Here is a 25,932-nt window from a genome sequence, read left to right as displayed (position 1 = left end):
CCGACAAAAACGCGTCCCGGCTCCCTGAGACGGGCGGCGGTGGCGCGGCCGGCCTCCCGTGCAACGTCCGCGGCGGCACCCGCATTCCGGGATTCCGGTCGCCGGGTGGCGCCGGTCAAAGGCTACGGTGGCGAGGTGAATGTCGCAGAGGAGTACACCGGTCACGTGGCCCGGGGCGGCGACGCCGCGCGGCGCACACTCGACGCGCTGACGATCACCAAACTCTCCGTCGGTCCGATGGACAACAACGCCTACCTGCTGGTGTGCCGGGCCAGCAACGAAGCGCTGCTGATCGACGCGGCCGCCGACCCGGAGCGCATCTCGGACCTGATCGGGCACGGCCCGGACCGGCCCGCCCTGCGTACCGTCGTCACCACCCACCAGCATCCCGATCACTGGCAGGCGCTCGGCGCGGTCGCCGGCGCGAACGGCTCGTACACGGCGGCTCACCCCGAGGACGCGGAACCGCTACCCGTCCCGCCCGACCACTTCGTCGAGCACGGCGACACGCTGACCGTCGGCGAGTGCACGCTGGAGGTCATCCACCTGCGCGGGCACACCCCCGGGTCGATCGCCCTGCTCTACCGCGACCCCGCGGGCCACCCGCACCTGTTCACCGGCGACTCGCTGTTCCCCGGCGGCGTCGGCAAGACGGGTTCGCCAGAGGACTTCGCCACCCTGCTCGACGACGTCTCCTCGCGCATCTTCGACCAGCTCCCGGACGAGACCTGGTTCTACCCCGGCCACGGCGACGACTCCACGCTCGGCGAGCAACGCGGCCACCTGACCGAATGGCGCGAACGCGGCTGGTGAGCTCGTTCAGACGGCGACCACCTCGACCGTTCCGCCCGGCCCCGTGAAGTCGCCCTCGTTGCGGGTGCAGAGCGGCAGTCCACGTGACGAGGCGATCGCGGCGATCAGCAGATCCATGCGCAGGGGCCGCGGATCCCGGTTCGCCGCGAGAACCAGTGCGACCACCGTTCCGTACCTGGCAGCCGCTTCAGCGTCGCCGGACGGCAACCGGTTGGCGCGAACGTATGTCCAGAGCCACCGTCAGTGGTCGGTCGCTTCAGGAGTGCGGTGGATGAGTGTGGGCAGGCCGGTGCCGGCGAGATCGGTCAGTGCGGCCGCGCGTCCGGCGATGGCCATCAGGATGGCCTCTGCCGGACCCTGCACGGTGGGACCGTGTCCGGCGCGCCAGTCGATGTCGGTGTCGACCAGCCGCAGTCCCCGGGCCCGACAGAACGCTGTGATCGGCGGAGCGATGCGGGCGAAGGGCAGAGCCGCGGCAAGGCGTTCGGCGGGCGAGATGGTCGTAGCTGATGATGTGCGCGACGACGTCCCGTACCCGCCACCGGGTGCACAGCGTCGGCGCGTTCCACTGCTGCTCGGTGAGTTGGGACAGCACCTCGGCCAGATCTGCCCGCTCCTCGCGGGCCAGTCGCATCGAACCCGGTCCGCTCATGCCATCCTCCCGGCCGGCGAACGGTCGATCAGATCGGCACAGGCGGCCAGAAACCCGGCCCGCTCCCCACCCTGGCCGAGGGTGTCACGCGCCGGGTGGCCATCGGCCAGGCGCTCGCAGTGCCGATGCTCCGCCTCGACCGCGGTCCACTCGGGACCGTCGAGCAGGAATCGCCGCCCGAGATGGTGTGGCGCCGCACCTCGGGCGGGGCGTGACAGCGATCCGGCGGGCGCCCCACTCGGGGCGCGTCCTGGCGAACTGTGCGTGATCCTCGTCAGCCAGGTCGAACAAGCGGCCGAGGTGTTCGTCGGTGAGCGGTACGCAGCTTCGCTCACCGCGGACATATCCGCCTCACGGCGCGGCCGAGGTTTCCGCGTATCCGCGACCGACGGCCGGGCAGCGACGAACGGTGTGGCGCGTTCGGGGCGACACCTCACTTTCGTCGCCACGGGATGCGCCCTTGGACGCTGGCGTCTGCCCCCGGCTGCCGGTGAACTGGCCGGGGCGTCCACCGACGGGACGCCGCCGAACCGCGAACCCGGGGGGAACGATGGGTGACGGCTTCTACGCCGAACCTGAAGGCCTGAAGAAGATGGCGCGGTCCGAGATGGCGGACCTCATCGCCGCGGTCGACCTGAGCAGGAGCGAACTCGCCTCGACCCTGAGCGACGACGACAACACCTTCGACGGCAGTGGCGCGGTCGACGGGCCCGCGGCGGAGTGGACGAGCGCGCGTGACCTGTTGCTGCGGGTCCTCGAGGACAACGCCGAGAACCTCACGCTCGCCCGCCGCGCCCTCGTCGAGATCGCCGACCGGTACGTCGCCGCCGACGAGGCCGCCGCGAGCGGCCTGCGGCGGGCGGCGGGAGCGCCGTCGTGAGCTGGGCCGAGGACATGAGCGCCTTCGCGGACTACTTCGTCGAGAAGTTCGACGAGGGACGGGACTGGTACATCCCGGACCATGTGGAGGACCAGGCGAACTACCCCTACGCGAAGGACGACGTCCGGGAGATGTTCGACGATCTCGCCCGCTTCGCCGACGTCGAGGAGGCGCTCGCCGGCGCGCACGACCAGGCGACCGCCCTCGGTTCCGCCGCGAGCGCGATCAACCCGGATCTGTGCGAGAGCATCCTCGCGGAGATGGACCTGTACCTGGAGAACTGGCAGGGCGATTCCGCGGCGAACTTCCGTTCGCACATGTCCGGTGGGAACGGGATGCAGCTCGCGCTGGCGAACTGCTGGGACCGGCTCCGTGGTGCCGAGTACGCGCTCAAGGCCTACCGCGAGGTGATCACCCGGTTCCGTGATGACGTGCTCGAGTTCGTCAGCAGGACGCAGGACGGTGTCGAACAGGCCCAGGAGACCGAGCAGAAGATCACCATGACCCTGGTCTCCGCGGCCATCTCGGTGGGCACGGCGGCGGCGACGGCGGGAGCGAGCGCCGCCGTGGCCACGACGGTCCTGTCCGTCGGGAACGCGTTGCAGGGCGGCGCGACCGGTATGAGCACGTACATGGTCGGCGGCGGCTCCAAGTGCAAGATCATCGCACTCATGCCGTGGGAGGGCCGGGCGATACTGGAGACGGCGACCATGGAGATGGCCAAGGTCACCTCGGCCTTCCAGGCGGTGGCGGCGGGGATCTCCGGCGAAGGGCTGCGCGAACTCCGGCCCTCTCGCCCGGACCTGGTCACCGACGAGGCCTTCGATCCGGACGACTTCCACCGCGAGGGGCAGCCCGCCGAGGTCTCCGACCGGGTGAGCGGGCGGGACCTCGTGCGGGAACCGGACCGGCAACGCCCGGACGTACCCGGCGAGCGCAACGACCCTGACCCCGGCCAGGACCGGCCCGCGGAGCGCGGCGGGGAGGTCGATGACAGTCACCGTGGCTGACGGCGGGCGGGCGGGTCCGGAGCCGGGACTCGGCCATGGCTGAGAGCGCGGAACGTCTCCGGGCGCGCACCGCCGAACTGCGCACCGACTCGGCCCGCCGCCGCCAGGCGCGGGACTGGGCGCGCGAGGCCGTGGCCGCGGTCCGCGGGACGGCGGCGAGTCAGGACGGCGGGGTACGGGCCACGGTCGATCACGCCGGGATGCTGCTGCGCCTCGAACTGGCACCCGAGATGCGCGGGTCCGCCCGGGACGACCTCGCCCGTGCGATCACGGCGGTGATCCGCAACGCCGCCGCGGACGCGCGGACCCAGGTGCGCGAGGTGTACGTCTCGCTGCTGAACGAGAACGTCATCGGCGAGCTGCCGTCCTCACTGCTGCCTCCCCCGCCGATCGAACAGGTCAGCGTCCGGCGCGCACCCCGCGCGAACGCCACGCCCGGCCCGGAACCGGAAGGGACGGCGACCCGCGAACCGGGCGCCGATCCGGAGGGGCCACCGGAGAGCTGGCTGGTCCGCAACCCCCTGCGGGACCGGCGCGGGTAGCCGTCCCGAGCCGATCGCGAACCTCAGGTGCGACGGGCCCGCGCGCGGCGCTTGCCCTCGTGCATCGCCTGCACCCTGGCTATCGGGATCGTGTGCCCCTCCTCGACGAGATCGGCGGGCAGCGCCTGCGGTCCGGGCAGCCGCGCCGCCCATGGGTCACCGTCACCGAGCAGTCCCGGAGCGGTCCGCAGGGTGAAATCGGCCGGGGTGACGTTGTCGAGGTCCTCCCAGCCCAGCGGGAAGGAGACCGGCACTCCCGGACGGATGCGCGGGCTGTACGCGGCGACGACCGTCGCGCCGCCCGCGCGGGTCGAGTCAAGGAACACCTTGCCCGCCCGGTCCTCCCTGATGAACGCCGTGGTCGCCAGCGCGGGATCGATCCGCTCCGCCCTGGCCGCCAGTGCCCGGGTGGCGGCGGCGACGTCCTCGACCGGCGCGGCCTCGATCGGCACGAACACGTGCACGCCCTTGGCCCCGCTGGTCTTCACCGCGCCGGTCAGCCCGTCGTCGGCCAGCGCGCGGCGAACCAGATGGGCGGCGCGCACGACCAACGCGAAAGGCTCCCCCTCCGGCGGGTCGAGGTCCAGCACCAGCCGGGTCGGCCGGTGCGCGTCCGCGGCGGGCACCAGCGCGGGGTGGTACTCGACGGCGCGCTGGTTGGCGAACCACAGCAAGGTCCGCCGGTCGTCGCACAACGCGTAGGAGACCTCCCGCCGCGAGGACTCTGCCCAGACCCGCATCGTGCGTACCCAGTCCGGGGTGTATTTCGGGACGTTCTTCTGCATGAAGGGTTCCTGGCCGGGGCGGACCCGCAGCACCGACAGCGGGCGGTCCCGCAGATCCGGCAGGATGCGGTCGGCCATCGCGTCGAGGTAGTCCACCAGGTCGCGCTTGCTCGCGTCCGCACCGTCGAACAACGGCTGGTCGAGGTTGGTCAGTGCCACCCCGTGCCGTTCCTCACCAGCGCTCATCGGCCCACCCTGCCCACCCGGGTGGCGACGGTCAACCGCGGTCGTGCGCGGAGGGCCACCGGCGCGGTCCCGGGCGGTCCGGACGTGTACACCGCCCGGCGCTATGTTGCGCGGGTGGCGGAGAGCGAACGGATCGTGGAGATCTACACCGACGGGGCGTGCAGTGGCAATCCAGGGCCCGGCGGGTGGGGCGCGGTGCTGCGGTACGGGCGGCACGAAAAGGAACTGTGCGGTGGTGACGCGGGCACCACAACGAACAACCGGATGGAACTGACCGCTCCGATCCAGGCGCTGGAGGGGCTGACCCGTCCGTCGATCGTGCACATCCACACCGACAGCACCTATGTGCGAAACGGCATCACGCAGTGGATGCCGCGGTGGAAGGGAAACGGCTGGCGTACGCAGAGCAGGGAACCGGTGAAGAACGCCGATCTGTGGCAGCGACTGGACGCGGCGTGCACCCCGCACCGGATCGAGTGGCACTGGGTCAAGGGCCACGCCGGGCATCCGGAGAACGAGCGCGCCGACCGGCTGGCGGTGCGCGGTATGCGCGAGGCGGTCGACGGGCAGCCCTCGCGCGGCTGAGGGACAGGTACCGGAAATCCGTGCGCGAATCGCCGTCGAATGGAACGGCGATACCACTGGCGATGAAACTCCGATGAAATTGCGAATCGATCCGGTGATTCGTGAGAATGATTTCCCTGATTGACGGCTTTTGCGGGTCGTTGGACCGGCAGCGGCACCATTCACTGTGCGTTAGTTTCCGATACGTCACCGAATTCACCATCCGGATCCGCCACGGCGGAACGTGTGCCGGGAACGGCCGGATCCGGATTCCGACGAAGGAGACGCCATGAACGCCACGGATATCGGCACCGAGACCGAGACCGCCGCCCCGGCCCGGAAGCGCAGGCTCGCGCGGGCCGGTGTCGCCGCCGCCCTGGCCGGGACGATGTTCACCGGCATGGCCGCCGGGTCCGCCGCGGCCTTCGCCGCCCCGGCCGCGCCCGCCGCCCCCGCGCAGTCCGCGTCCGAGATACCGGGTGGCCAGCAGATGTTCGAACGGTTCGCCGCGGCGATCGAGTCGCTGCCGGGCCACCTGCATTCCCGGCCGCTCAACGACCCCGAGGTGCAGCGGACGATCACCGCGGCGCTCAACGCGCCGGTAGGCGTCTCCGGTGAGGTGAGCCCCCGGTTCGATCCGGCGCGGTGCGCCACCGGCATCACCACCTTCATCGCCGAGACGACCATCCCGGTCGGCAAGGCGTGGCGGATCGTCAAGGAGTTCGGCGGTATCAGGAAGTTCGCCGACATCGTGTACCGCTTCATCAAGTCCGGAACGATCCCCGGTGAGGCGAGCGAGGAGGCCGCGAACCTGCTGGTGGCACTGACCGGCATTCCGGGCGTCATCGCCGCCTGCTCCTGACACCGCATCGCGGCGGGGCGCGAGTCCGTGGCGACACGGAATGCGCCCCGCCCGGGCGGTTCGCCGGCCGGTGGCGCAGGGTCACAGTTCGTCGAGACCGACCAGGCCGTCCTGAATGGCGCGCGCGAGCAGAGCGGACTTGGTGGCGGCCTCCCGGCCGTCGCGGGCGTACTTGACGCGCGCCCGTTCGAGATAGGAGTTCACCGTGCTCGGGGAGATGCCGAGCCTGCAGGCGACGAGCTCCTTGGACTCGGAGCGGAACCACTCCACCAGCACCTCGGACTCCCGCTCGGACAGGGCCGGCCGTCCGTCCGGGACGGCGGAACCGCGGTAGGCCCGACCGGTGCTCGCCGCGCGGACGGCCGCCACCAGTCGCTCCTCGCCGTCCACCTTTCCCAGGTGGCACAACGCTCCCAGTTCGACCGAGCGTGCCGCCTGCCGGGCGTCGTCCAGTGCCGAGTAGACGACGACGCGACGTCCGGCGTCGGCGAGCCTGCGCAGTGCGGCCGGGAGCGAGGCGACGTCGCCGTGGTCCGCGCCGAGCACCACCACATCGGCGTCCCGGCCGGGCGCGGACCAGGCCGTTCCGGCCTCGCCCCCGGAGGCGAGGACCTCGATCGACGGGCGCGCCGAGCGCAGCCACTGCCGCACGCCCGCCCGGACGGCCGGATGACCGTCGACGATCACCACGCTGACCCCTCGCCAGGACACCCTCGATTCCACCCCCTCGTCCCCGTCCGCTTCCCGATGATCACCCCCCAGAGGGCGAGTGTCACCCGGGACCGTCAAAGATCGTTCGAATCCCGATGCAACACCACGTCGGGGCGCATGCCGCGGATGATCGCGAACCTCGCGCACCCTCGGTAGGTTCGCCGGGTCGGCCGTTCCCGGCCGCCACCGCCGACCGCCCTGGAGTGGCCCGTGACCTACGACATCGCCGCCGTACGCGCCCAGTTCCCCGCCCTGGCCTCCGGCGTCGCCTTCTTCGACGGGCCGGGCGGCACGCAGACCCCCTCGCCGGTGGCGGAGGCGGTGGCCGGAGCCATGACGGCCCCGTTGTCGAACCGGGGCCGCGGCACTCCCGCCGAGCGGGCCGCGGACGACATCGTGACCGGTGCCCGGGCCGCGCTGGCCGACCTGCTCGGCGCCGATCCGGGCGGCGTCGTCCTCGGCCGCAGCGCGACGCAGCTCGCCTACGACTTCGCCAGGACCCTGTCCGCGACCTGGTCGCCCGGCGACGAGGTGGTGGTCACCCGCCTCGACCACGATTCCAACGTCCGGCCATGGGTGCAGGCCGCCGAACGAGCGGGAGCCACCGTGCGCTGGGCGGACTTCGATCCCGGAAGCGGCGAGCTGACGGCGGGCCACCTGCGCGAGGTGCTCTCGGAACGGACCCGGCTGGTGGCCGTCACCGCGGCCTCGAACCTGATCGGCACCCGGCCGCACATCGCCGGGCTGGCGGCTCTGGCACACGAACACGGCGCCCTGGTCTACGTCGACGCCGTCCATCACGCCGCGCACGCGGCCGTGGACATGGCCGCCCTCGGCGCGGACTTCCTCACCTGCTCGCCGTACAAGTTCCTCGGTCCGCATCTCGGGGTGCTCGTGGCGCGGCCGGAGCTGCTGGAGACGCTGCGCCCGGACAAGCTGCTCGCGTCCACGGACGCGGTGCCGGAACGGTTCGAGTACGGCACCCTGCCCTACGAGGTGCTGGCGGGAACCACAGCGGCGGTGGACTTCCTGGCCGCGCTGGACCCCGGCGACGCGGCCGGGCGACGGGCGCGGCTGGTGGCGTCGATGGCCGCGCTGGAGGCGCACGAGGACGCGTTGCGCCGCCGAGCCGAAGCGGGGCTGGCGACGTTGACGGGAGTGCGCTCGTACTCGGTCGCCGCGCACCGGACACCGACCCTGCTGCTCACCGTCGAGGGCCGGGACACCGCGGACGCTTCCCGTCATCTGGCCGGGCTGGGCGTCAACGCGCCCTCCGGTTCGTTCTACGCGCTGGAGGCGTCCCGGTGGCTTGGCCTCGGCGACACGGGCGGACTGCGGGTGGGTATGGCTCCGTACAACGACGACGGGGACGTGGACCGGCTGCTCGACGGGCTCGCCGGCTTTCTCCGTTCCTGAGGGGACCCCACCAGGACGCGAACGAGGGGGCGGCCGCATCGGCCACCCCCTCGTTCGCGTGTGCGCGTCTCGTCCGAGCCGCTGCCCCTGGTCGCCTACTGCCAGATCTCGGCAGCCCACTCCGGGTGGTCGATGAACGGGTTCCGGTTCTTCTGGAACTCGTCGAAGATGACCTGGTTGCGGTTCTGCTCGAAGGTGTCCGGCGGGTCCTGGGTGTTCCACTCCAGCATCACCGACTGGCGGCCCATGAAGGGCTGCGAACCGTTGTCCACGTTGTCGTTCAGCTCGAGGTCCGGATAGCTGTCGGTGCCCTCGTAGCGGACGGCCATGTACATGATCATCCGCGCGACATCGCCCTTGACCTCGTCGCGGGGCTCCCACGAGTCGTCGTCGGTGAAGTTGCCGGGCGCCTCACCACTCTCGGTGCCGCCCATGTCGAAGTCCTTGTTGCCCCGCTCGGCGTTCACCGAGACGTCGGTGGGGCGCAGGTGGTGGACGTCGGTACCGGGACCGACGGAGGTGCCGAAGTCGCCGTGCGACTTCGCCCAGGTGTGTTCCCGGTTCCACTGGTCCGCGTCGCCGCCGTTGGTGTCCTTGCTCTGCGACCGTCCGGTGTAGAGCAGGATGACGTTGGCCGGGTTCGCCGGGTCCTCATCGGTCACCTTCAGCGCTTCCCAGACGTCGTCGTAGGACAACTGTTCGTTGGTGCTGATGATCTGGTTCAGCGCGGCCTTCAGTTCGGGACCGGTCTTGCCGAGCGCGTCCTGGTAGTACTCGTCGTCGGCGCGGGGTGCCTGGGCGGTGGCCGGGGCGGCGACGTCCGCGGACGCGGTGACGGGGACCTGCACGCCGACTACCAGCGCTCCGACGCCGGCCAGCACGGCCAGCGATGTCCTGGGGGTGATCTTCACGGGGCGATGTCCTCTCCCGAATGCTCACGTCCCCGCAGGGACTCCCCTACAGGTAACGCACTGTCACGACTGATTCACGATCGGAGGGAATCTTGCCACATGGTGCCCCACCATTGAGTGAATCATTTGCAGCAATCCGGTAGCCGCACAATGGCCGACGACGAACGCATGGTCGAACGCCGTCAGCCCCCCTTCCGCCCGCGATCCGCTGGTCAGAAGCGAGCGGCGGCTCAGGTAGCCCGGCGGACGGGAACCGGCGCTTGAACGCAGTCACTGGCCGGGTCGCGGCACCGACCGCACGATCGAGTGGCGAGCCATCGAGGATGCGGGCCCGACAGGCAGGCGATGCGCCCGCTCGGCGGACACGAACCGTCACCCGCCGCCGTACCGCGGGCGTGCGCATACGCCGAACCAGCCGCGGAAACCGGCGGCCGTTCGGCGTAGCGAGGGAGGGGGTCGTAGAGTCGATCCCGCCATGACAGTCCAGAACGGTCCACTCAGCGCGCGGGACGCGGTAGCCGAGCGAATGCTCATGGTCGCCTGGAACCTGGTGCACGCGATGCGGCGATCGAGGTCGCAGGTGGACCGGCACGTCCGGCACATACTCGGACGCCTCGACTGGGATCAGCTCGACACCGACCCGACCGGCCGGAGTCTGCGCGAGCAGCTCCTCGACGGCATGTCACGCAAGATCGGCCGCAGGCGCCGCGAGGCCTTCCGCGAAGCGGCACTCAACGCCATCGCCCTCGACGAGATGCGGCTGCTTCCCCAGCGCCAGCAGGAACTGCTCAGCGGCGTGATGCGGGACCGCATGGATCTCGCCTCGGCGGCCCGGCGGTCCAATATCGAGCTGGACGAGGCGATCGCGGAGATCCGTTCCACGCTGCGCGCCATCGAACGGCGGGTCGCCTCCGCCGGTGCCGCACTCGACCCGAGCGGCTCGCGGCCCCGCCGCTCCTGAATCACCCGCACCCCGGCCTCCCGCACCGGCGTGGCCGTACGGCTCGCGCAAGGCCGACGAACACCTCGCCCGTCTCGCGACTCCATCCCCGGCATCGCGCCCCCGACCCCGCTCGTCGATAACCCTTGCCCACAAGCATTGTGACGACTATTAGCTAGTGTTATAACTTGTAACGCAAGCTACCGATCCTAACGATGATTTCGAGGAGTTGCCATGAACAGCGGCCGTCCCGATCTGCACGTCGTACTCGGCAGCGGACCCGCCGGGTCCACGCTGGCCGCCGAACTGCTCGCCCGCGGCCACCGCGTCCGGACGGTGGACCGCGGCCCGGCCTCGGACGGCCTGCCCGGAGCCACGAAGGTGACCGCGGACCTGAGCGACCCCACCGCCGCCGCACGGGCGGTACGCGGCGCCGACGTCGTCTACCACTGCGTGAACGTCGCGTACCACCTGCAGGTGGAGGCGATGCCCGTGCTGCAGAAGACGATCCTCGACGCGGTCGCCGCGGCCGGAGCCCGGCTGGTCTTGGTCGACACGCTGTACCCGTACGGTCCGACCGGCGGGGTGCCGATGACCGAGGAGACGCCCTGGAACGCCACTTCGGCCAAGGGCGTGATGCGCGCGGAACTCGACCGGCGCTACCTGGAGGCGCACCGCGAGGGACGGGTGAGCGTCACGATGGGCCGGGCGGCCGACTACTTCGGCCCCGGCGTCCTGAACTCGACGCTCGGCGCGGCCGCCTTCCCCGGCGCACTGACCGGCGATGCCGTACTGGCACTGGGCGACATCGACCTGCCGCACAGCTACACCTTCATCGGCGACGTCGCCCGCGGCCTGGCCACGCTCGGCGAACGCCCGGACGGCGACGGCCGCGTCTGGCACCTGCCCACCGCCCCCGCGATCACCACCCGCCGGATGCACGCCATCATCGGCGATCAAATCAGCAAGCCACTCCAGGTGCGGGTGCTGCCCGATGCGCTGCCCTGGGGCCCGTTCGGCGAGAAGTTCATGGACTCGTACCGCGAGTTGTTCTACCAGCACACCGAGGGTCAGATCATGGACTCGTCGGCCTTCGAGACGCACTTCGGGCTCGCCCCGACTCCCCTTCCGGACGCGATCGATGCCACCATCGCGTGGTACCGGTCCTGGCTCGCGGCACGCTAACGCCCGGCGCGGCGGACGCCGCCGTGCCGATGCGGCCGGCGGGCGAATGTCGGTGGAGGCGCCGTGGAATGGTTCTGGCTGGCGATCTTCCTCGCCGCCGTGCTCGGTGCGGGATTCGGCTGCCGAGCGCTCAACCGGGCCAGGAAAGCCGCGGACGCCCGGGCGCAACGGCCCGGCTCGGACTGAGCGGACTCCTCGCCGGAGCGGAATACGGGCTCGGCCCAGCACCCCCCGACGGGAGCTGGGCCGGATCGCCGGTCCGGCGTCGGAATGGATGCGCCCCCACGGCGAGCGCCGCGTGCGAGCGCGTCGCCATGAACTCGCGGCGATCAAGGTTCCCGTTACCGCGAATGGCGCGACAGCGCCCGACTTGACCCAATCGGGTGACGGCTGTGGTTCTCAGTCGGCAGCGCGCTCCGCCGAGTGCACGATGTTGCGCACCATGCCGCCGAACACGATGCCGTGGAACGGAGCGACGGACCACCAGTACGCGTGCCCGGTGAGTCCCTTCGGCAGGAACACCGCACGCTGGCGGTAGACCGAACCGCCGCCGGGCCGCGCCTCGGCCCGCATCTCCAGCCACGCCCCGCCGGGCACCTTCATCTCCGCCCGCAGCCGGAGCAGCGTGCCGCGGTCGAGTTCCTCGACCCGCCACCAGTCCACCGCCTCACCGAGCTGCAGGCGCTGCTGGTCGCGACGGCCACGGCGAAGCCCGACGCCACCGGCGAGCCGGTCCATCCAGCCGCGCACCGCCCAGGCGAGCGGGAACGAGTACCAGCCGTTGCTGCCGCCGACGCCCTCGATCACCCGCCACAACAGCTCGACGTCGGCGGTGCAGGAAGCCTCCCGGTCGTCGGTGTAGACCGAGCCGCCCGACCAGGCGGGGTCGCTGGGCAGGGGGTCGGCCGGGGCATTCGCGACGGACGCGCCGGACCACCGAGTCTCCACCTGCGCGTCGCGCACCTTGGCCAGGGCGTACCGCACCGCCGTCTCGTAGCCGAGCAGGCCCGTCTCCGGCGGGGCCACGTACTTCTCGATGTCGTTCTCCCCGCAGACGACCTCGTGCACCAGCGAATCGATCAGCGGCCCGGCGATGGCGCGCGGCACCGGCGTGACGATGTTGACCCAGTGCGAGGACAGCCGGGGAGTCAGCGCGGGCACGGGGAGCATCCGGCGCGGCGGCAGCCCGGCGACCGCGGCGTACCGGCGCATCATGTCCAGGTAGGTCAGCACGTCCGGGCCGCCGATGTCGAAGGTCCGGTTCGTCGCCTCCGGCAGCTCGGCGCACCCGACCAGATACCGCAACACGTCGCGTACGGCGATCGGCTGGACGCGGTTGTGCACCCACCTCGGCACCACCATCACCGGCAGGCGCTCGGTGAGGTACCGCAGCATCTCGAAACTCGCCGAGCCGGAGCCGAGGATCACCGCCGCCCGCAGCACCGCGGTCGGCACCCCGGAGCGCAGGAAGATCTCCCCCACCTCGGCGCGGGACGCGAGATGCTCGGACAGCGGCTCGTCGTCCCGCGGACGCAAGCCGCCCAGGTAGACGATCCGGCCCACGCCCGCGGCCCGTGCCGCCTCGGCGGTGATCAGTGCGGCCTGCCGGTCCAGTCCGGCGAAGGACTGCTTCTCCAGCGAGTGCACGAGGTAGTAGACGACCTCGATCCCGGCCGTCGCGGCCGCCATGGATTCCGGATCGCGGACGTCGCCCCGGACGACCTCGACGTGGTTCGCCCACGGCACGTCGCGCAGTTTGGCCGGATCGCGGGCCAGGCAGCGGACCTCGTGCCCCTCGGCGAGAAGCTGGGGTACGAGACGACCACCGATGTAGCCGGTGGCACCGGTGACCAGGCAACGCATCGTCCGATTGTCCGCCGGTTCCGGCCCATCCGCCGATCGGCCGTCAGCCGGCGAGACCGGCCAGCAGGTCCGGGTGGATGTTCGACCCGGTGAGCACCGTCGCGACGGTGTCGCCGGGCAGGTCGTGCACGGCGATCGCGGCCAGGCCCGCCGCCCCGGCCGGTTCGAGCACGAGGCCGAGGGTGCGCAGGGCCGTGCGCATCGCGGAGAGCATCGCGGCGTCGTCCACCTCGACGACCTCGTCCACCAGCACCCGCATCCGGTCCATCGACGCGGGCACCGGGACGCGGATGGCCATGCCCTCGGCGATGGTGTCGGGTTCGACGGCGCGAGCACGGCCGTCGCGCAGGCTCGTCACCATGGCGGAGGCCCCCTCCGCGCAGACGCCGACGATCCGCGTCGTCGGGGCGTGTGCCCTGATCCAGCGCGCCATGCCGGTGATCAGCGCCCCGTCACCGACCGGCACCACCACGGTGTCCACCGGGCCCGCCGTGAGCAGTTCGACGCCCACCGTGCCCGCGCCTTCGGCCACCGCCGTCTCCCGCCCGTCCTCGACGAAGACGCGGTTCTCCCGGAGCCCGGCGAACTCGCGTGCCCGCTCCTCCTCCCGGCCGTCGTCGATCTCGTGGACGGTCGCGCCGAAGGTCCGCATCCGCGCCAGTTTCACCGGGTTGAGGCCGGTCCGGACGAACACCTCGGCGGCGAGGCCCCGTGACCTGGCCGTGTAGGCGACGGCCTGGCCGAAGTTGCCGGTCGACTCGCACACCAGCGTGGTGCCGGGACCGGCGGATCGGGCGAGGAAGTCCGCGCCCCTGCCCTTGAAGCTGCGCAGCGGATTGAGCGTCTCCACCTTCACCAGCACCCGTGCCCCGAGTTCGGCGCCGAGGTTCTCGTCGAAGAACTGCGGGCTGTCCCGGAACACCGGGTCGATCTCCCGGCACGCCCGCTCGATCCGGTCGAGGTCGAGGTCCGTTCCGTCCCCTGGCCCCTGCACACGGACGGCGATGGCGGGGTCCACAGTGGACTGGTCTGGCGAGCTGTCGGGAACCGGCACGGGCACGCTCCTCGGGGCGGAAAACTCGGTTTCGGTACCCACCGACCGTAGAACGACCGCCGGTGGTCGCGTTTGAGAATCCGCCCTTCCGCACGCAAGATTCTTGCGTGCCCCGTCGGGGCGGCCCACCGGCGCACCGGCACCGCGGCCGCTCGCGCTCGGTCTCAGGCCGTCCCGGAGCCCGGCAGGCCCGCGATCCGCAGCCGCTCGCGCACCCGCTCGGACGCCTCCACGGTGATCCCGGTGCCGAGGGCGGCGAGCACACCGACCGACTGCGCGACCAGATCCAGCGAATCGGCTCCCAGCCGCACCGTGCAGCGGTGTTCGTCCGCCGGTTCCAGCGGGCCGGGCACCGGCGTGTGCAGCCGGGCCGCCACCTCCTCCGCCGGTGCCTCGAGGGTGACCAGCGCGGTGTGCGGGTAGGGCGCCGCGGGCAGCGAGCGGGCGAGGAAGGCCGCCGCGTCCCCGCCGGGCAGTTCCCGCGGAGTGAATCTCCGGTGCGTGGTGGCCGGCCGGTCGAGGCGGTCCACCCGGAACGTGCGCCAGTCCTCGCGCCCGGGATCGAACGCGAGCAGGTACCAGCGGGAGTGCAGGGTGACCAAGCTGTGCGGCTCCACCCGCCGCTCGGTGACCGCGCCCTCGCGCCCGCGATGACCGAAGCCGACCAGTTCGTGGTCGCGGCAGGCCCGGGCGAGCACGGCGAGCACGGCCGGATCGACCAGTGGACCCCGGCGCGGTCGTACCGCCACCGTGGCCTCGCCGACCGCGGCCACCTGGGCCCGCAGCCGCGCCGGCAGCACCTGCTCCAGTTTGGCCAGCGCCCGGACCGAGGTCTCCTCGATTCCGCTGACGCTGCCCTCCGCGGCGGTGCGCAGCCCGACGGCCACGGCGACCGCCTCGTCGTCGTCGAGCAGCAGCGGCGGCAGGTTCCGACCGGAGGCCAGGCGGTAGCCACCCGCGGTACCGGTGGTGGCGTCGACCGGGTAGCCGAGTTCCCGGAGCCTGCCGATGTCCCGGCGCACCGTGCGCCCGGTGACACCGAGTCGTTCGGCCAGCTCGGTGCCCGGCCACTCTCGCCGCGACTGCAACAGCGAGAGCAGGCGCAGCATCCGGGCGGGCATGCTCGTGGTCACCGGCCCAGGATGCCAGCCATCGCGGACACCTGGCGTCCTCGATCCGGATGACAGGGCGTCGCGGGACAGCGCATCATGACGGGGTGTACCGCGAACTCCCGCCACCGGAGGCGCTACGGGACCTGGTCCGCTGCCTCTGGTCCGGCACCGGCTCCACCCGCACGATCGTGCCGGACGGCTGCCTGGATCTGATCGTCGGCGACGGCCGGGTGTTCGTCGCCGGACCGGACACCGCTCCCTGGCGTTCCGAGATCGCGCCGGGGCGGCCGATCCATGGCATCCGGTTCCGTCCCGGCAACGCTGCGCGCGTACTCGGTGTCGCGGCCGACGAACTGCGCGACCGGCGGGTGCGGCTCACCGACCTGTGGGGCCGGGCGGGCCGGACCGCGACCGACCGGCTGCTCACCGATCCGTCCGCGCTGGCCGGGATCGTGGCCGGGCACGTGCGTTCCGGCCCGGACCCGGCGGTGGACCGGCTCGTCGGCAGGCTGCGCGGCGGGGCGTCGCGGGTGGGCGAGGCGATGGCCGATCTCGACGCGGGTGATCTCGGTGTGGGCGAACGCCAGCTACGGCGCCGTTTCACCGTGGCGGTCGGCTACGGCCCGGCGACGTACCTGCGGATCGCCCGGCTGGAACGGGCCATCGGCGGCGCGGCGGCGGCATCCGGTCTGGCGGAACTCGCGCACGGTGCCGGGTACGCCGACCAGGCGCACCTGAGCCGGGACTTCCGCGAGCTGACCGGCGCGACGCCGCGGGAGTTCCTCGGCTGGCGGTGACCGTTCCGTTCAAGCCGTCCGCCCTCGGGATCTCCTAGGCTGACCGGCATGACCTCGAACTCCACTGTGGACAGTCCCGATCTCCTCCTCGCCGGGGAATTCATGTGCACCGCTGCCCGCTTGCTCGAACGCAGGCTGGCCGCGTTGCAGGCAGGGCCTGCCACCGGCCCCGGCGCGATCGCCGTGTTCGACGCGCTCGACGGTTACCGCAACGACGACGGCGGCCTCGGCCACGCGCTCGAACCCGACGTGCGGGCCGCCGCGAGCCAGCCCCTCGCCGTGGACTTCGGACTGGAAGCCGCCGAGCAGGCGGTGCGCGCGGCATGGGGCGAGCCCGGGGTACGCGAACGCGGCCTGCGGTTCGCCACCGCGCTGCTGCCGTTCCTGGACTCGGTCGCCGAGCCCGGCGGCGGGCTGCCGATCGTGCTGGACACCATCACCGAGGCACCACGCGCGGACCACTGGGGCGACGGTGATTTTCCGGCGGGCATCAACCCCACGGCGAACATCGTGGCGCGGCTGCGGCTGCTGGGCGCGTCCTCGACCTGGCTGGACAGCGCGGACGCCTACTGCAAAGCCGGGATCGACCGCGCCGTCGGCGAGGGCACCCTGGACGGGCACTCGCTGGCGAACACCTTGCGCTACCTGGAACACACCCCGGACCGGGAGTGGGCCGACGCGCACGTCCGCACCATCGCCGAAGGGCTGGCCGGAATGGACTTCTTCCACCTCCACCCGGCCGAGGGCTACGGGGTGACCCCGGTGGACCTGGCACCGCTGCCGGACGACCGGTGGCGTGCGCTGTTCCCCGCCGGGGCCGTCGAGGCGCATCTCGACGTGCTCGCAGCCGCACAACAGGACGACGGCGGCTGGCCGATCGCCTGGACCGCGCCGGGACCGGCGGCGACGCTGGAATGGCGGGGCGTGGTGACGGCCAGGGCCGTCCGCGCATCGGCTGCCCGGCGCTGAGTCAGGCGGCCTCGAGCACGAGCAGCGCGCAGGTGAGGTCTTCGGTGCGGTGGTACGGCTGGCCGTGCCGTACCTCCACGTGGCGCGCGGCACCGGAGGCACGCAGCGCGTCGACGTGCCCGGCGAACCCCATCGCCTGCCAGGCGTCGTCGAGCACGGTCGCCACCAGCACCCCGCCGGGCACCAGCGGCCGCAGCAACTCGTCCAGCACGGCGGGACCGAAGTGCCCGTAGGTGAAGGTGCCGACGCAGATCACCGCCTCGTACGGCCCGTGCCCGGCAGGTACCCCGCCGGTCAGATCGGCCTTGCGCAGCGACCGGTAGACACCCTTCACCGCCGCCTCCGCCAGCATCTCCACGGAGAGATCGAGACCGTCGATGGTGCCGAAGCCGAGCCGCCCCAGCTCCGAGCCGACCAACCCGGTGCCGCAGCCGGCGTCCAGTACCGAGGAACCGGCGGGCACCAACTCGGCCAGCCTGGCCGCGGCCACGACCGGTGCCGCGTACCCCATGCCACCCACCGTGTCGCGTTCGTAGTCACCCGCCCACTCGTCGTAGACGCGTTCCGCATCGGCTACCCCGGCGAGCGCGTACACCCGGCGCAGGATCGGGTTGTCCGGACCGTTCTCGCGGCTCATGGCGCCTCCGGCGGAAGGCAGGGAACTGCACGGCTCATCGGCGACCTCTCTCCTGCGCTACGCCCGGACCTTCCGGCCGCCAGTGTGCCGAACTCCGCCGGTGATCACGAATCGGCGGCGTGCTGCTCGGCGGCGAGGAAGTGCGCGATGTCCACAGTGGACGGATATAGCTCGCGGTAGCGGGGATAGAACCGCTCGTAGACCGCCGTCGCCTCCGCGCCGGGGGTGACCGTGCCCGCGACCGGGTTCCACCCTGCCGGGTCCGGTTCGAGGCCCACCGCCATCGCCGCGAGCAGTGCGTCACCGAACGCCGCGCCCACCGTCTCTCTCGGGACCTGCTGTTCGGCCCCGGTGACATCGCTGACGATCTGCGTCCACAGCCCGCCCTGGGTGCCGCCGCCGACCGCGACCAGCCTGCGCGCGGTCCCGCCGGACGCGGCCATCGCCTCCAGGTTGTGCCGCACCCCGTAGGCGATGCCCTCCAGGCAGGCCCGGTACAGCTCGCCGAGACCGTGCGCCGTGGTCAGGCCGGCCAGCACCCCGCGCGCGTCCGGATCGAACAACGGCGTCCGCTCCCCCGCGAAGTAGGGCAGCATCAGCAGTCCCCTGCTGCCCGCGGGTACCTCGGCCGCGCGGGCGACCAGATCGGCGAAGTCGCCGCCGACCAGCTTCCGCAGCCAGTCGGTGATCGCCCCCGAGGTCGCCATGCCCGCCGCGAGTGAGTACGTGCCGGGCAGTGTCCCGCGGGTGGTCCACAGTCCGGGCCCCGGTTCCGGATCGGCCAGCACCTGCACGAGGAACATCGTGGTGCCGTACATGACCATCGTGTCGCCGGGATCGGTCACGCCGACGCTGGCCGCCTCCGCCCAGGCGTCCACCGTGCCCGCGGTGACCGGAAGTCCCTGTGGCAGCCCGGTTTCCTTCGCCGCCGCGGCGGACACCGTGCCCACCACCTCGCTCGGCCAGGCCAGCCTCGGCAGGGTGATCCCGGGCGCGACACGCTCGGCCCAGTCGTGCGCCCAGTCGGCCGCGCGCAGGTCGTACATCGGGTCGCACTGGCTGGCGGAGTGGTGGTCGAGCACGTACTCACCGGTCAGCCGGTGCACCAGGTACGAGCTGGCCATCAGGAACAGTTCGGTGCGCTCGAACACCTCCGGCTCGTGCCGTGCCAGCCAGCGCCACTTCGGGCCGACCGCCTGCGAGGACAGCGGGGTGCCACCGCGTTCGAGGATCCGCTCCGCACCGAGTTCGGCGGTCAGCTCGTCGATCTCGCGGCCGGCCCTGGTGTCCACGCCGTACAGGATCGCCGGGCGGAGCGGATTGCCGTCGCCGTCGGCAGGCAGCAGCACCGGACCGATGCCGCTCACCGCGAGCCCGGCGATCGGCGCGCCGTCCGCCGCGGCGGTCAGCTCCCTGCTCAGTGCCAGGAAGTCCTGCCACCACACGGTTTCCGTGTCGTGCTCGACCCAGCCGGGATGCGGATACGAGGTGTCGTGCGGCCGGTCGGCGCGAGCCCTGATGGTCCCGTCCGGGCCGACCAGTACGCCTTTGGAGCTGGACGTCCCGATGTCGATCCCGAGCAGCAGCTCCCCGGACGCCTCAGCCACGGGTCCACTCGTCCAGGTCGATCCCGAGCTGGGCGGCCACGGCACGCATCTCCGAGCGGCGGTCGCCGGGAACGGCGTGGATGTGGTTGGCGCCGAACTTCGACAGGAACACCTCGCCGGGTGCGTCGAGGCGGGCGAAGGCGTGCGGCCACTCCGGGGTGGACTGGCGCACCAGTTTCTCGTTCGTGGCGTCGTCGTAGCTCTCGAACTCACCGAGCATGAGCTGCATCCGGTACCTGCCGTCGTTGCGGGTCAGCCGTGCCAGCGTCATCTCGCCCGGCGCGGCGATGTGCTGCACGGACGCGCCGCCCGCCGGGAAGAAGAAGACCTCCGGGTAGAAGTTCACCTTGGCCAGGTTCTCCGCCGGATCCGCACTGCGCGCGGCGTACCAGGTGGCGTGCTGCCCCGAGTTGCACAGGTCCCAGATGTCACGGTCGGCGTGGTAGTGCCGGACATCGGCGAACAACACCGGATCGCCGGAGATCTTGTGCATGAGCTGCATGGTCAGCGCGCCGTCCATGTCCGCCTCGGTGGAGGTGACGTGGACGTCCTTCGGCCCGTTCCAGTCGTACGGGTCGTTCAGGAACGCCTCGGTGACGTCCATGGTGGCGAAATGCTCGGTCAGCTCCGGCTGGCCCTTGATCCCGGAGAAGTCCAGCTTCCGCTCGCCGATGATCTCGCGTACCGCGATGTAGGAGCGGATCTGCTTCTCCAGCAGCTCCGGCGTGAGCTTCTTGCCGTCGTAGTGCACGCCTGCCGCGTGTGCCTCGATCCACTCGCGGGCCTTGCGTGCCTCGCTGGGATCCGCCTTCTCGGCGCGCAGCACCAGTTCGTACTGGTCGATCTCCTCCACGTCCACACCGAACTGCCGCATCCACTGGTCGGTGTTGGCGACGGCGGTGTTCATGCCCATCGGGCGGCCACCGAACCGGCCGAAGGTGGAACCGCGCAACGAGGCGACGGCACTCGCGGCGCGGGCGTGCACGCCGACCGAGTCGGCCAGTTCGCCGTCGTCGGGGGCGCCCCAGAGCCGGGTGTGCGTGCGGCCGATCTGGTCCAGAGCGCCACCCGCGGCGAGCATGCCGACCAGGCCGGGCTCGGTGGGATCGGTGCTGGCCACCAGGATCAGCGGACTGCGCGTGGCGTCGGCCGCGAGCATGGTGAAGTGCGGGAAGCTCCAGACCGCGTAGTAGAAGATCGTCACGTCCACTCCGGCCGCGGCGACCTCCCTGGTCACCGAGCTCGCCAGGGTGTTGGTCGCGACGAGCTCGGCGCCGGTCACCACCTCGTGCCCGGCGGCGGTCAGCGTGCGCACCAGACCGTCCTGTTTGGACTGTATGAACTCCGCGTTCCTGGCGTGCACATGGTCACGTCCGTCGGAGATACTGACGACGCCGATCCGGGCCACGACTCCTCCTCTAACCTGTACTCCGATATGCGCGCGCGACAGTCGCGGCCAGCGAGGCGCCGCCTCACTCGCCACCGCGCGAGGGTGCCGACGCCGGTGGGTGCTCCGAGCAGCGGGAACACTGTCGCGGGTTCGTCGGGTAATCGTTTTCTTAAGAAGCTATTCTGCACCCTGTGCAGTGTCAATAGCTTCGACACCGGGGCCGAGGGAAGGGCAAGCCATGGCGACGATCAGCGATGTCGCGGCGAAGGCGGGGGTGTCCACGGCGACCGTTTCGCGCGCGCTGAACGGTAAGTCCACAGTGGACCCGGAGCTCGCCGCCCGGGTCGTCGCCGCGGCCTCCGAGCTCGGCTACCACCCCAACGGCCTGGCCAGGAACCTGCGCCGCCAGGAGACCGCGGTACTGGCGCTGATCATCTCGGACGTGGAGAACCCCTTCTTCACCGCCATCGCCCGCGGCGTCGAGGATGTGGCGCAGACGGCGGGCTACTCGGTCGTGCTCTGCAACTCCGACGAGAACGAGGAGAAGGAGCGCCGCTACGTCGATGTGGCCGTCCAGGAGCGGGTCGCGGGCGTGGTGCTCTCCCCCACCGGCGGTGCGACCAACGTCGACGTCCTGCACAGCCGCGGCACCCCGGTGGTCGCCGTGGACCGGCCGCTGCCGGGCGCCACCGGTGACCTGGTGAACGTGGACACCCGGCTCGCCGCGCAGGAGGCGGCCACCCATCTCATCGAGGCCGGGTACCGGCGGGTGGGCTGCATCAGCGGCCCGGCGGGGATCCGCACGGCCGACGACCGGCTCGCCGGGTACCGGGACGCGGTGCGCGCGGCGGGCCATCCGGACGGTGCCGCCCGGGTGCGCCGCGCCGAGTACCGGGCCGCGGGCGCCAGGGACGCGACACTGGACCTGCTCGACGCGGCGGAGCCGCCGGACGCGTTGCTGGTGGCCAACAGTGCCCAGGCGATCGGCGTACTGGAAGCCCTTTCACTGCGCGAACAGCGGCCGGGACGGGACGTCGGCGTCGTGGCCTTCGACGACGTGCCATGGGCGACGCTGGTCGACCCGCCGCTGAGCGTGGTCGCGCAACCGGCCTACGAGATCGGCCGGGTCGCCGCCGAACTGCTGCTGGCCCGGATCGCCGACAGTTCCCGGGTTCCGACCACGACCACGCTCGGCGCCCGCCTCATCGCCCGGCACAGCTCGCGCAGGCACGGCTGACCGGGCGGTGCGGCGGCCGGAGCCGGTACGCGCCGCCCGGTTCCCGGGTCAGCCCGCGTTGAGCTTGGCGTAGACGCCGGCCGCGTTCTCCTTGGTGACCAGCTCGGTGGGCAGCGTCTGCGCCTTCTGCACGCCGTCCCCCTGGCAGTCCACCAGGATCTTCTTCGCGGCGTCGATCGCCTCCTTGCCGCCGGTCGGGTAAACCAGCGTCGCGGCGAGCCTGCCCGCCTCGACGGCCTTGATGCCACCGGCCTCAATCGGCAGCCCGTCGATCCCGACCACCTTCATGTCCGGCTTGCCCGCGTTCTGCGCGGCGATCTGCGCCGCCTCGCCCATCGGGTCGTTGTGCGAGTAGATGACGTTGACGTCCGGGTGCGCCTTCAGCAGCGCGTCCGCCTGCTGCTGGCCCTTGTCCCGCTCCCAGTCGCCGTCACCGGACCCGACGACGGTGATGTTCTTGCCCTCGATGCCCTGCTTGAAACCGTCGCTGCGCTCCTTGGCCGGGGTGGACCCCGCCAGCCCGCGGATCTCCAGCAGGTTGCCGCCGTTGGGCAGCAGCTTCGTGGCGACGAACTCGCCCGCCTGCTTGCCGATGTCGACGTTGTCCGCGCCGATGTAGGTGGTGTAGGCGTCCCCGTCGACCTTGCGGTCCAGCACGATCACCGGGATCCCCGCGTCGTAGGCCTTCTTCACCACGGCGGTCAGCGGGGTGGCCTCGTTCGGGCTGATGACGAGCAGGTCGATCTGCTGGGTCATGAACGTCTCGACGTCCTGCACCTGCTTGGAGTTGTCCTTGGCCGCGTCGGCGAAGGTCACCTCGAACTGCGGGACCGCCTCGGCCGCCTTGCGGATGTCGTCGTCCATCCGTTCCCGGTACGGCTCCGCGACGTTGGCCTGGCTCATGCCGATGGTGTACTTGCCGTCCGGGCCCCCGCATTCCTTCTGCTGGGCGGGAGCCTGTCCCCCCTCGGTGTTCTCACTGGTCGTGCCGCAGCCGGCGACCGCGAGTACCGCGCAGGCGGTGAGGGCGGTGGCGGCCGCGGCACGCATCCCCGGCTTCCGGTACCGAGCTGTCATGGCAGTACTTCCTTTCCTCAGGAGTTCACCGATGCCGGTCGTAGCTGTTGCAGGCCGGCCGCGAAGACGATCACCAGGCCGACGATCAGCAACTGGATGTTCGGGTCGACGCCGTTGAGCGCCAGTACGTTGCGCAGAACGCCCACCAGCAGGGCGCCCGCCACGGTGCCGACGACCGATCCGCGCCCGCCGGTGAGGCTGGTACCACCGATGACGACGGCCGCGATCGCGTCCAGCTCGTACATGGAGCCGTCGTTGGGCCCGCCGAAGTTGAGCTGCCCCGCGTGCACGATCCCGGCGAGCGCGGCGAGCAGCCCGCAGATGCCGAAGACGAGCACCTTCACCCGCACCACCGGCACTCCGGAGAGGCGGGCCGCCTTCTCGTTGCCGCCGATCGCGTAGATGTGCCGGGAGAACGCGCTCACCCGCAGCAGTATCCCGGCCAGCACCGCAACCACCACGAAGATCACCGCGGGAACCGGTACCAGGCCGTTGAAGGTGCGCTCGCCGAGCAGCGAGAACAGCACCGGGGCCTGGCCGGGAGCGTCGCCGTAGGTGATCGAGACGCCCTGCCCGTCGGACCAGATCCGCGCGAGACCGCGGGCGATCTGCATTCCCGCCAGCGTCACGATGAACGCCTGGATACCGAACTTCGCCGAGGCGATCCCTTGCAGCAGGCCGAATCCGAGCCCGATCGCGAGCACCAGCAGCGCTGCCGGGATGACGCCGAACCCGTCCTCGACGAGCAGCACCGACGCCCCGACACTGGCCAGGCCGAGCACCGAGCCGACCGAGAGGTCGATGCCGCCGATCAGGATCACCAGCGTCATGCCGACCGCGAGGATGCCCGTCTCGGACACCGAGCGCACCACGTTGAACAGGTTCTCGCTGCCGAGGAAGAGCACCTCGCCGTTCTTCCTCGGCGAGATGATCACCGCGGCGATGAAGACGAGCACCAGGCCGAACAGGCTCTGGAACTTGAAGAGCTGCGCGATGACGTCCCGGCCACGCCCGCCGTCGGCGACGCCGACCTCGGACTGTTCCGGCTCGGTCATGATGTCGTTGCGCTCACTCATGCTCGTTCACCCCCGCACTGCCCGGCACGGCCAGTTCGTCCATCACTGCGCCCTCTCCCATCGAGGCGGCGAGCAGGTCGGCCTCGCCCACCTCGCTCGTGTTCAGTTCCCGCACGCTTCTCCCGCCCCTCAGCACGACCACGCGATCACAGACGCCGATCAGTTCGGCGAGTTCGGAGGAGGCCAGCAGCACGCCGACACCGGTCCTCGCCGTCTCGCCGAGCAGCCGGTAGATCTCCGCCTTAGCCCCGACGTCGACCCCCCTGGTCGGTTCGTCGAGCAGCAGGAGGCTGGGCTCGGTGAGCAGGTTGCGGCCGAGCACCACCTTCTGCTGGTTCCCGCCCGAGAGTGAACCGACCGGGCTGGTGATCGAGGCGAGCTTCACCCCGAGGCGCTCCGCGGTGCCGGTGGCGGCGGAGCGCTCCTTCGAACGCGGAACGGCGCCCAGCGTGGCGATCCTGTCCACAATGGACAGCACGGTGTTGGCCAGCACCGAGTGTTCCAGCGACAGTCCGGCGACTCGCCGGTCCTCGGGCACGAAGGCGATGCCCCGGCGCAGTGCGTCACGCGGGCCGCGCGGCCGGATCTGCTTGCCGTGCAACAGGACCCGGCCCTCCCAGGCACCGGGCGAGCCGACGCCGTACAGGGTTTCGAGCAGTTCGGTACGGCCGGCACCGAGCAGCCCGGTGAGCCCGACGATCTCGCCGCGGCCGACACTCAGGCTGATCCCGGCCGGGTCGCGGCGGCCCGGCCGTGGCCGTTTCCGCCGGATCGCCAGGTTCTCCACGCGCAGCAGTTCGTCCGTCTCGCCGTCGCCGTCCGCGACCCCCGACTCGGCGTGGAACATCATGTGCACCGGCCTGCCGACCATCGCCTCGGAGGCCTGCGCCGCCGTCATCCGCCGGGCATCGAACTCGGCGACGACGGAGCCGTTGCGCAAAACTGTCGCGCGGTCGGCGACGCGGCCGATCTCCTCCATCCGGTGGGAGATGTAGACGATCCCGGCACCGGAGCGGCGCAGTTCGGCGATGACGGCGAAGAGCCGCTCCACCTCGTGCGAGGACAGGGCCGAGGTCGGCTCGTCCATGATGAGCACCTTCGCGTCGAGCGAGAGCGCCTTGGCGATGGTGACCAGTTGCTGCTCGCCGGTGCGGAGCTGCTCCACCGGACGCCCGGCGTCGAGGTCTACCCCGGCCCGGCTCAGCAGATCCCGGGTACGCGAGCGCATTCCGCGGCGGTCCACGGTGCCGACCCGGGTCCGCGGCTCGCGGCCGAGAAAGATGTTCTCCGCCACCGACAGCGCGGGCACCAGGTCGAGTTCCTGGTGGATCATCGCGATCCCGGCGCGCTGCGCCTCGGCCGGGCCGGCGAAACGGACGGGCGCCCCGGCGAGCAGGATCTCGCCCGCGTCGCCCGCGACCTCCCCGGAGAGGATCTTCATCAGCGTCGACTTGCCCGCACCGTTCTCGCCGAGCAGGGCGTGCACCTCACCCGGACGTACGGCAAAGTCGACCTCGGCCACAGCGCGCGCGCCACCGTAGGACTTGCTGACGCCGATCATCTCGACCAGCGGAGCGACCTCGTCGTCCATCTCCACACCTCATCGGCAGCCGTCAGGGCCGGGTGCGCGAGGGCGCCCCAGCGCGCGCGCACGAG

General features: G+C 71.5%; 27 protein-coding genes. 13 read left to right on the top strand and 14 right to left on the bottom strand.

The window, feature by feature from the left end:
- Window positions 1–135 precede the first annotated feature (135 nt).
- The gene (locus CFN78_RS16975) at window positions 136–813 is read left to right on the top strand and encodes an MBL fold metallo-hydrolase (RefSeq protein WP_094863814.1); all 678 of its coding nucleotides are present in this window, start codon (window positions 136–138) and stop codon (window positions 811–813) included.
- A 6-nt stretch (window positions 814–819) separates the two neighbouring features.
- Here the strand turns inward: CFN78_RS16975 and CFN78_RS16970 are convergent, their stop codons facing one another.
- Both CFN78_RS16970 and CFN78_RS16965 read right to left on the bottom strand, forming a co-directional pair.
- Window positions 820–978, bottom strand: a complete 159-nt coding sequence (locus CFN78_RS16970; RefSeq protein WP_240519502.1) for a PIN domain-containing protein — start codon at window positions 976–978, stop codon at window positions 820–822.
- A gap of 91 nt (window positions 979–1,069) precedes the next feature.
- Window positions 1,070–1,447: a maleylpyruvate isomerase family mycothiol-dependent enzyme gene (locus tag CFN78_RS16965; RefSeq protein ID WP_240519506.1), complete on the bottom strand. Its 378-nt coding sequence runs from the start codon at window positions 1,445–1,447 to the stop codon at window positions 1,070–1,072.
- A gap of 568 nt (window positions 1,448–2,015) precedes the next feature.
- Here CFN78_RS16965 and CFN78_RS16960 point away from each other — a divergent pair.
- Genes CFN78_RS16960 through CFN78_RS16950 form a run of 3 tightly spaced genes read left to right on the top strand, consistent with a single transcriptional unit; the run spans window position 2,016 to window position 3,897 of the window.
- Window positions 2,016–2,345, top strand: a complete 330-nt coding sequence (locus CFN78_RS16960; RefSeq protein ID WP_094863778.1) for a hypothetical protein — start codon at window positions 2,016–2,018, stop codon at window positions 2,343–2,345.
- Window positions 2,342–3,355: a hypothetical protein gene (locus tag CFN78_RS16955; protein ID WP_094863777.1), complete on the top strand. Its 1,014-nt coding sequence runs from the start codon at window positions 2,342–2,344 to the stop codon at window positions 3,353–3,355. The genes CFN78_RS16960 and CFN78_RS16955 overlap by 4 nt, the downstream gene beginning before the upstream one ends.
- A 35-nt stretch (window positions 3,356–3,390) precedes the next feature.
- Window positions 3,391–3,897: a YbaB/EbfC family nucleoid-associated protein gene (locus CFN78_RS16950; protein WP_094863776.1), complete on the top strand. Its 507-nt coding sequence runs from the start codon at window positions 3,391–3,393 to the stop codon at window positions 3,895–3,897.
- A 23-nt stretch (window positions 3,898–3,920) separates the two neighbouring features.
- Here the strand turns inward: CFN78_RS16950 and ligD are convergent, their stop codons facing one another.
- Window positions 3,921–4,868, bottom strand: coding sequence for a non-homologous end-joining DNA ligase (ligD, locus tag CFN78_RS16945; protein ID WP_094863775.1), 948 nt, complete (start codon window positions 4,866–4,868; stop codon window positions 3,921–3,923).
- A gap of 114 nt (window positions 4,869–4,982) precedes the next feature.
- On the opposite strand from ligD, the gene rnhA reads away from it, so the two are divergent.
- Window positions 4,983–5,453, top strand: a complete 471-nt coding sequence (rnhA, locus tag CFN78_RS16940; RefSeq protein ID WP_165777588.1) for a ribonuclease HI — start codon at window positions 4,983–4,985, stop codon at window positions 5,451–5,453.
- Window positions 5,454–5,721: 268 nt separating this feature from the next.
- Window positions 5,722–6,294: a hypothetical protein gene (locus tag CFN78_RS29185; protein ID WP_165777587.1), complete on the top strand. Its 573-nt coding sequence runs from the start codon at window positions 5,722–5,724 to the stop codon at window positions 6,292–6,294.
- A gap of 81 nt (window positions 6,295–6,375) precedes the next feature.
- On the opposite strand, the gene CFN78_RS16925 is transcribed toward CFN78_RS29185, so the two are convergent.
- Complete coding sequence (locus tag CFN78_RS16925) at window positions 6,376–7,005, bottom strand: LuxR C-terminal-related transcriptional regulator (protein WP_205660538.1); 630 nt, start codon at window positions 7,003–7,005, stop codon at window positions 6,376–6,378.
- A gap of 210 nt (window positions 7,006–7,215) precedes the next feature.
- Here CFN78_RS16925 and CFN78_RS16920 point away from each other — a divergent pair, with 210 nt between their 5' ends.
- The gene (locus tag CFN78_RS16920; protein ID WP_094863773.1) at window positions 7,216–8,421 is read left to right on the top strand and encodes a cysteine desulfurase-like protein; all 1,206 of its coding nucleotides are present in this window, start codon (window positions 7,216–7,218) and stop codon (window positions 8,419–8,421) included.
- Window positions 8,422–8,516: 95 nt separating this feature from the next.
- Here the strand turns inward: CFN78_RS16920 and CFN78_RS16915 are convergent, their stop codons facing one another.
- Complete coding sequence (locus CFN78_RS16915) at window positions 8,517–9,326, bottom strand: endonuclease I family protein (protein WP_094863811.1); 810 nt, start codon at window positions 9,324–9,326, stop codon at window positions 8,517–8,519.
- A gap of 481 nt (window positions 9,327–9,807) precedes the next feature.
- Between CFN78_RS16915 and CFN78_RS16910 the strand changes: the two genes are divergently transcribed.
- From CFN78_RS16910 to CFN78_RS30105, 3 genes are all read left to right on the top strand, one after another.
- A complete protein-coding gene (locus CFN78_RS16910; RefSeq protein ID WP_133116372.1) occupies window positions 9,808–10,293 on the top strand; it encodes a hypothetical protein in 486 nt (161 codons plus the stop codon).
- A gap of 213 nt (window positions 10,294–10,506) precedes the next feature.
- Entirely contained in the window at window positions 10,507–11,457 is a 951-nt protein-coding gene (locus CFN78_RS16905) for an NAD-dependent epimerase/dehydratase family protein (RefSeq protein WP_094863771.1), read from the top strand.
- A 63-nt stretch (window positions 11,458–11,520) separates the two neighbouring features.
- Window positions 11,521–11,643, top strand: a complete 123-nt coding sequence (locus tag CFN78_RS30105) for a hypothetical protein (protein ID WP_276307336.1) — start codon at window positions 11,521–11,523, stop codon at window positions 11,641–11,643.
- A 213-nt stretch (window positions 11,644–11,856) separates the two neighbouring features.
- On the opposite strand, the gene CFN78_RS16900 is transcribed toward CFN78_RS30105, so the two are convergent.
- The 3 genes from CFN78_RS16900 to CFN78_RS16890 all read right to left on the bottom strand — a co-directional run bounded on the left by CFN78_RS16900 (window position 11,857) and on the right by CFN78_RS16890 (window position 15,507).
- Window positions 11,857–13,320, bottom strand: a complete 1,464-nt coding sequence (locus CFN78_RS16900; protein WP_094863770.1) for an SDR family oxidoreductase — start codon at window positions 13,318–13,320, stop codon at window positions 11,857–11,859.
- A gap of 43 nt (window positions 13,321–13,363) precedes the next feature.
- Window positions 13,364–14,374 (bottom strand): threonine ammonia-lyase, encoded by a 1,011-nt coding sequence (locus CFN78_RS16895; protein ID WP_338065535.1) that lies wholly within the window; start codon window positions 14,372–14,374, stop codon window positions 13,364–13,366.
- Between the two features lie 164 nt (window positions 14,375–14,538).
- Window positions 14,539–15,507 carry a helix-turn-helix transcriptional regulator gene (locus CFN78_RS16890; protein ID WP_165777586.1) on the bottom strand — a complete coding sequence of 323 codons (969 nt, stop codon included), beginning with the start codon at window positions 15,505–15,507 and terminating at the stop codon, window positions 14,539–14,541.
- An 83-nt stretch (window positions 15,508–15,590) separates the two neighbouring features.
- Here CFN78_RS16890 and CFN78_RS16885 point away from each other — a divergent pair, with 83 nt between their 5' ends.
- Complete coding sequence (locus tag CFN78_RS16885; protein WP_240519501.1) at window positions 15,591–16,283, top strand: helix-turn-helix domain-containing protein; 693 nt, start codon at window positions 15,591–15,593, stop codon at window positions 16,281–16,283.
- Window positions 16,284–16,331: 48 nt separating this feature from the next.
- The gene (locus tag CFN78_RS16880) at window positions 16,332–17,252 is read left to right on the top strand and encodes a hypothetical protein (protein WP_094863768.1); all 921 of its coding nucleotides are present in this window, start codon (window positions 16,332–16,334) and stop codon (window positions 17,250–17,252) included.
- Between the two features lies 1 nt (window position 17,253).
- Here CFN78_RS16880 and CFN78_RS16875 read toward each other — a convergent pair whose 3' ends face one another.
- The 3 genes from CFN78_RS16875 to CFN78_RS16865 form a co-directional block, all read right to left on the bottom strand.
- Entirely contained in the window at window positions 17,254–17,889 is a 636-nt protein-coding gene (locus tag CFN78_RS16875) for a class I SAM-dependent DNA methyltransferase (protein WP_094863767.1), read from the bottom strand.
- A gap of 104 nt (window positions 17,890–17,993) precedes the next feature.
- Window positions 17,994–19,496, bottom strand: coding sequence for an FGGY-family carbohydrate kinase (locus CFN78_RS16870; protein WP_094863766.1), 1,503 nt, complete (start codon window positions 19,494–19,496; stop codon window positions 17,994–17,996).
- Complete coding sequence (locus CFN78_RS16865) at window positions 19,489–20,904, bottom strand: L-fucose/L-arabinose isomerase family protein (RefSeq protein WP_094863765.1); 1,416 nt, start codon at window positions 20,902–20,904, stop codon at window positions 19,489–19,491. The genes CFN78_RS16870 and CFN78_RS16865 overlap by 8 nt, the downstream gene beginning before the upstream one ends.
- Window positions 20,905–21,124: 220 nt before the next feature.
- Between CFN78_RS16865 and CFN78_RS16860 the strand changes: the two genes are divergently transcribed.
- Window positions 21,125–22,123, top strand: coding sequence for a LacI family DNA-binding transcriptional regulator (locus CFN78_RS16860; RefSeq protein WP_094863764.1), 999 nt, complete (start codon window positions 21,125–21,127; stop codon window positions 22,121–22,123).
- A gap of 48 nt (window positions 22,124–22,171) precedes the next feature.
- On the opposite strand, the gene CFN78_RS16855 is transcribed toward CFN78_RS16860, so the two are convergent.
- The 3 genes from CFN78_RS16855 to CFN78_RS16845 are packed head-to-tail and all read right to left on the bottom strand — an operon-like array spanning window position 22,172 to window position 25,867.
- Window positions 22,172–23,200 carry a substrate-binding domain-containing protein gene (locus CFN78_RS16855; RefSeq protein WP_420807893.1) on the bottom strand — a complete coding sequence of 343 codons (1,029 nt, stop codon included), beginning with the start codon at window positions 23,198–23,200 and terminating at the stop codon, window positions 22,172–22,174.
- Between the two features lie 17 nt (window positions 23,201–23,217).
- Window positions 23,218–24,276, bottom strand: coding sequence for an ABC transporter permease (locus tag CFN78_RS16850; protein WP_420807892.1), 1,059 nt, complete (start codon window positions 24,274–24,276; stop codon window positions 23,218–23,220).
- Entirely contained in the window at window positions 24,269–25,867 is a 1,599-nt protein-coding gene (locus tag CFN78_RS16845) for a sugar ABC transporter ATP-binding protein (protein ID WP_094863807.1), read from the bottom strand. Before CFN78_RS16845 ends, CFN78_RS16850 begins: the two co-directional genes overlap by 8 nt.
- Window positions 25,868–25,932 lie beyond the last annotated feature (65 nt).

It is taken from the genome of Amycolatopsis antarctica (assembly GCF_002262875.1).
Lineage (GTDB): Bacteria > Actinomycetota > Actinomycetes > Mycobacteriales > Pseudonocardiaceae > Amycolatopsis > Amycolatopsis antarctica.
This window is presented reverse-complemented; position numbering and strand designations above follow the sequence as displayed.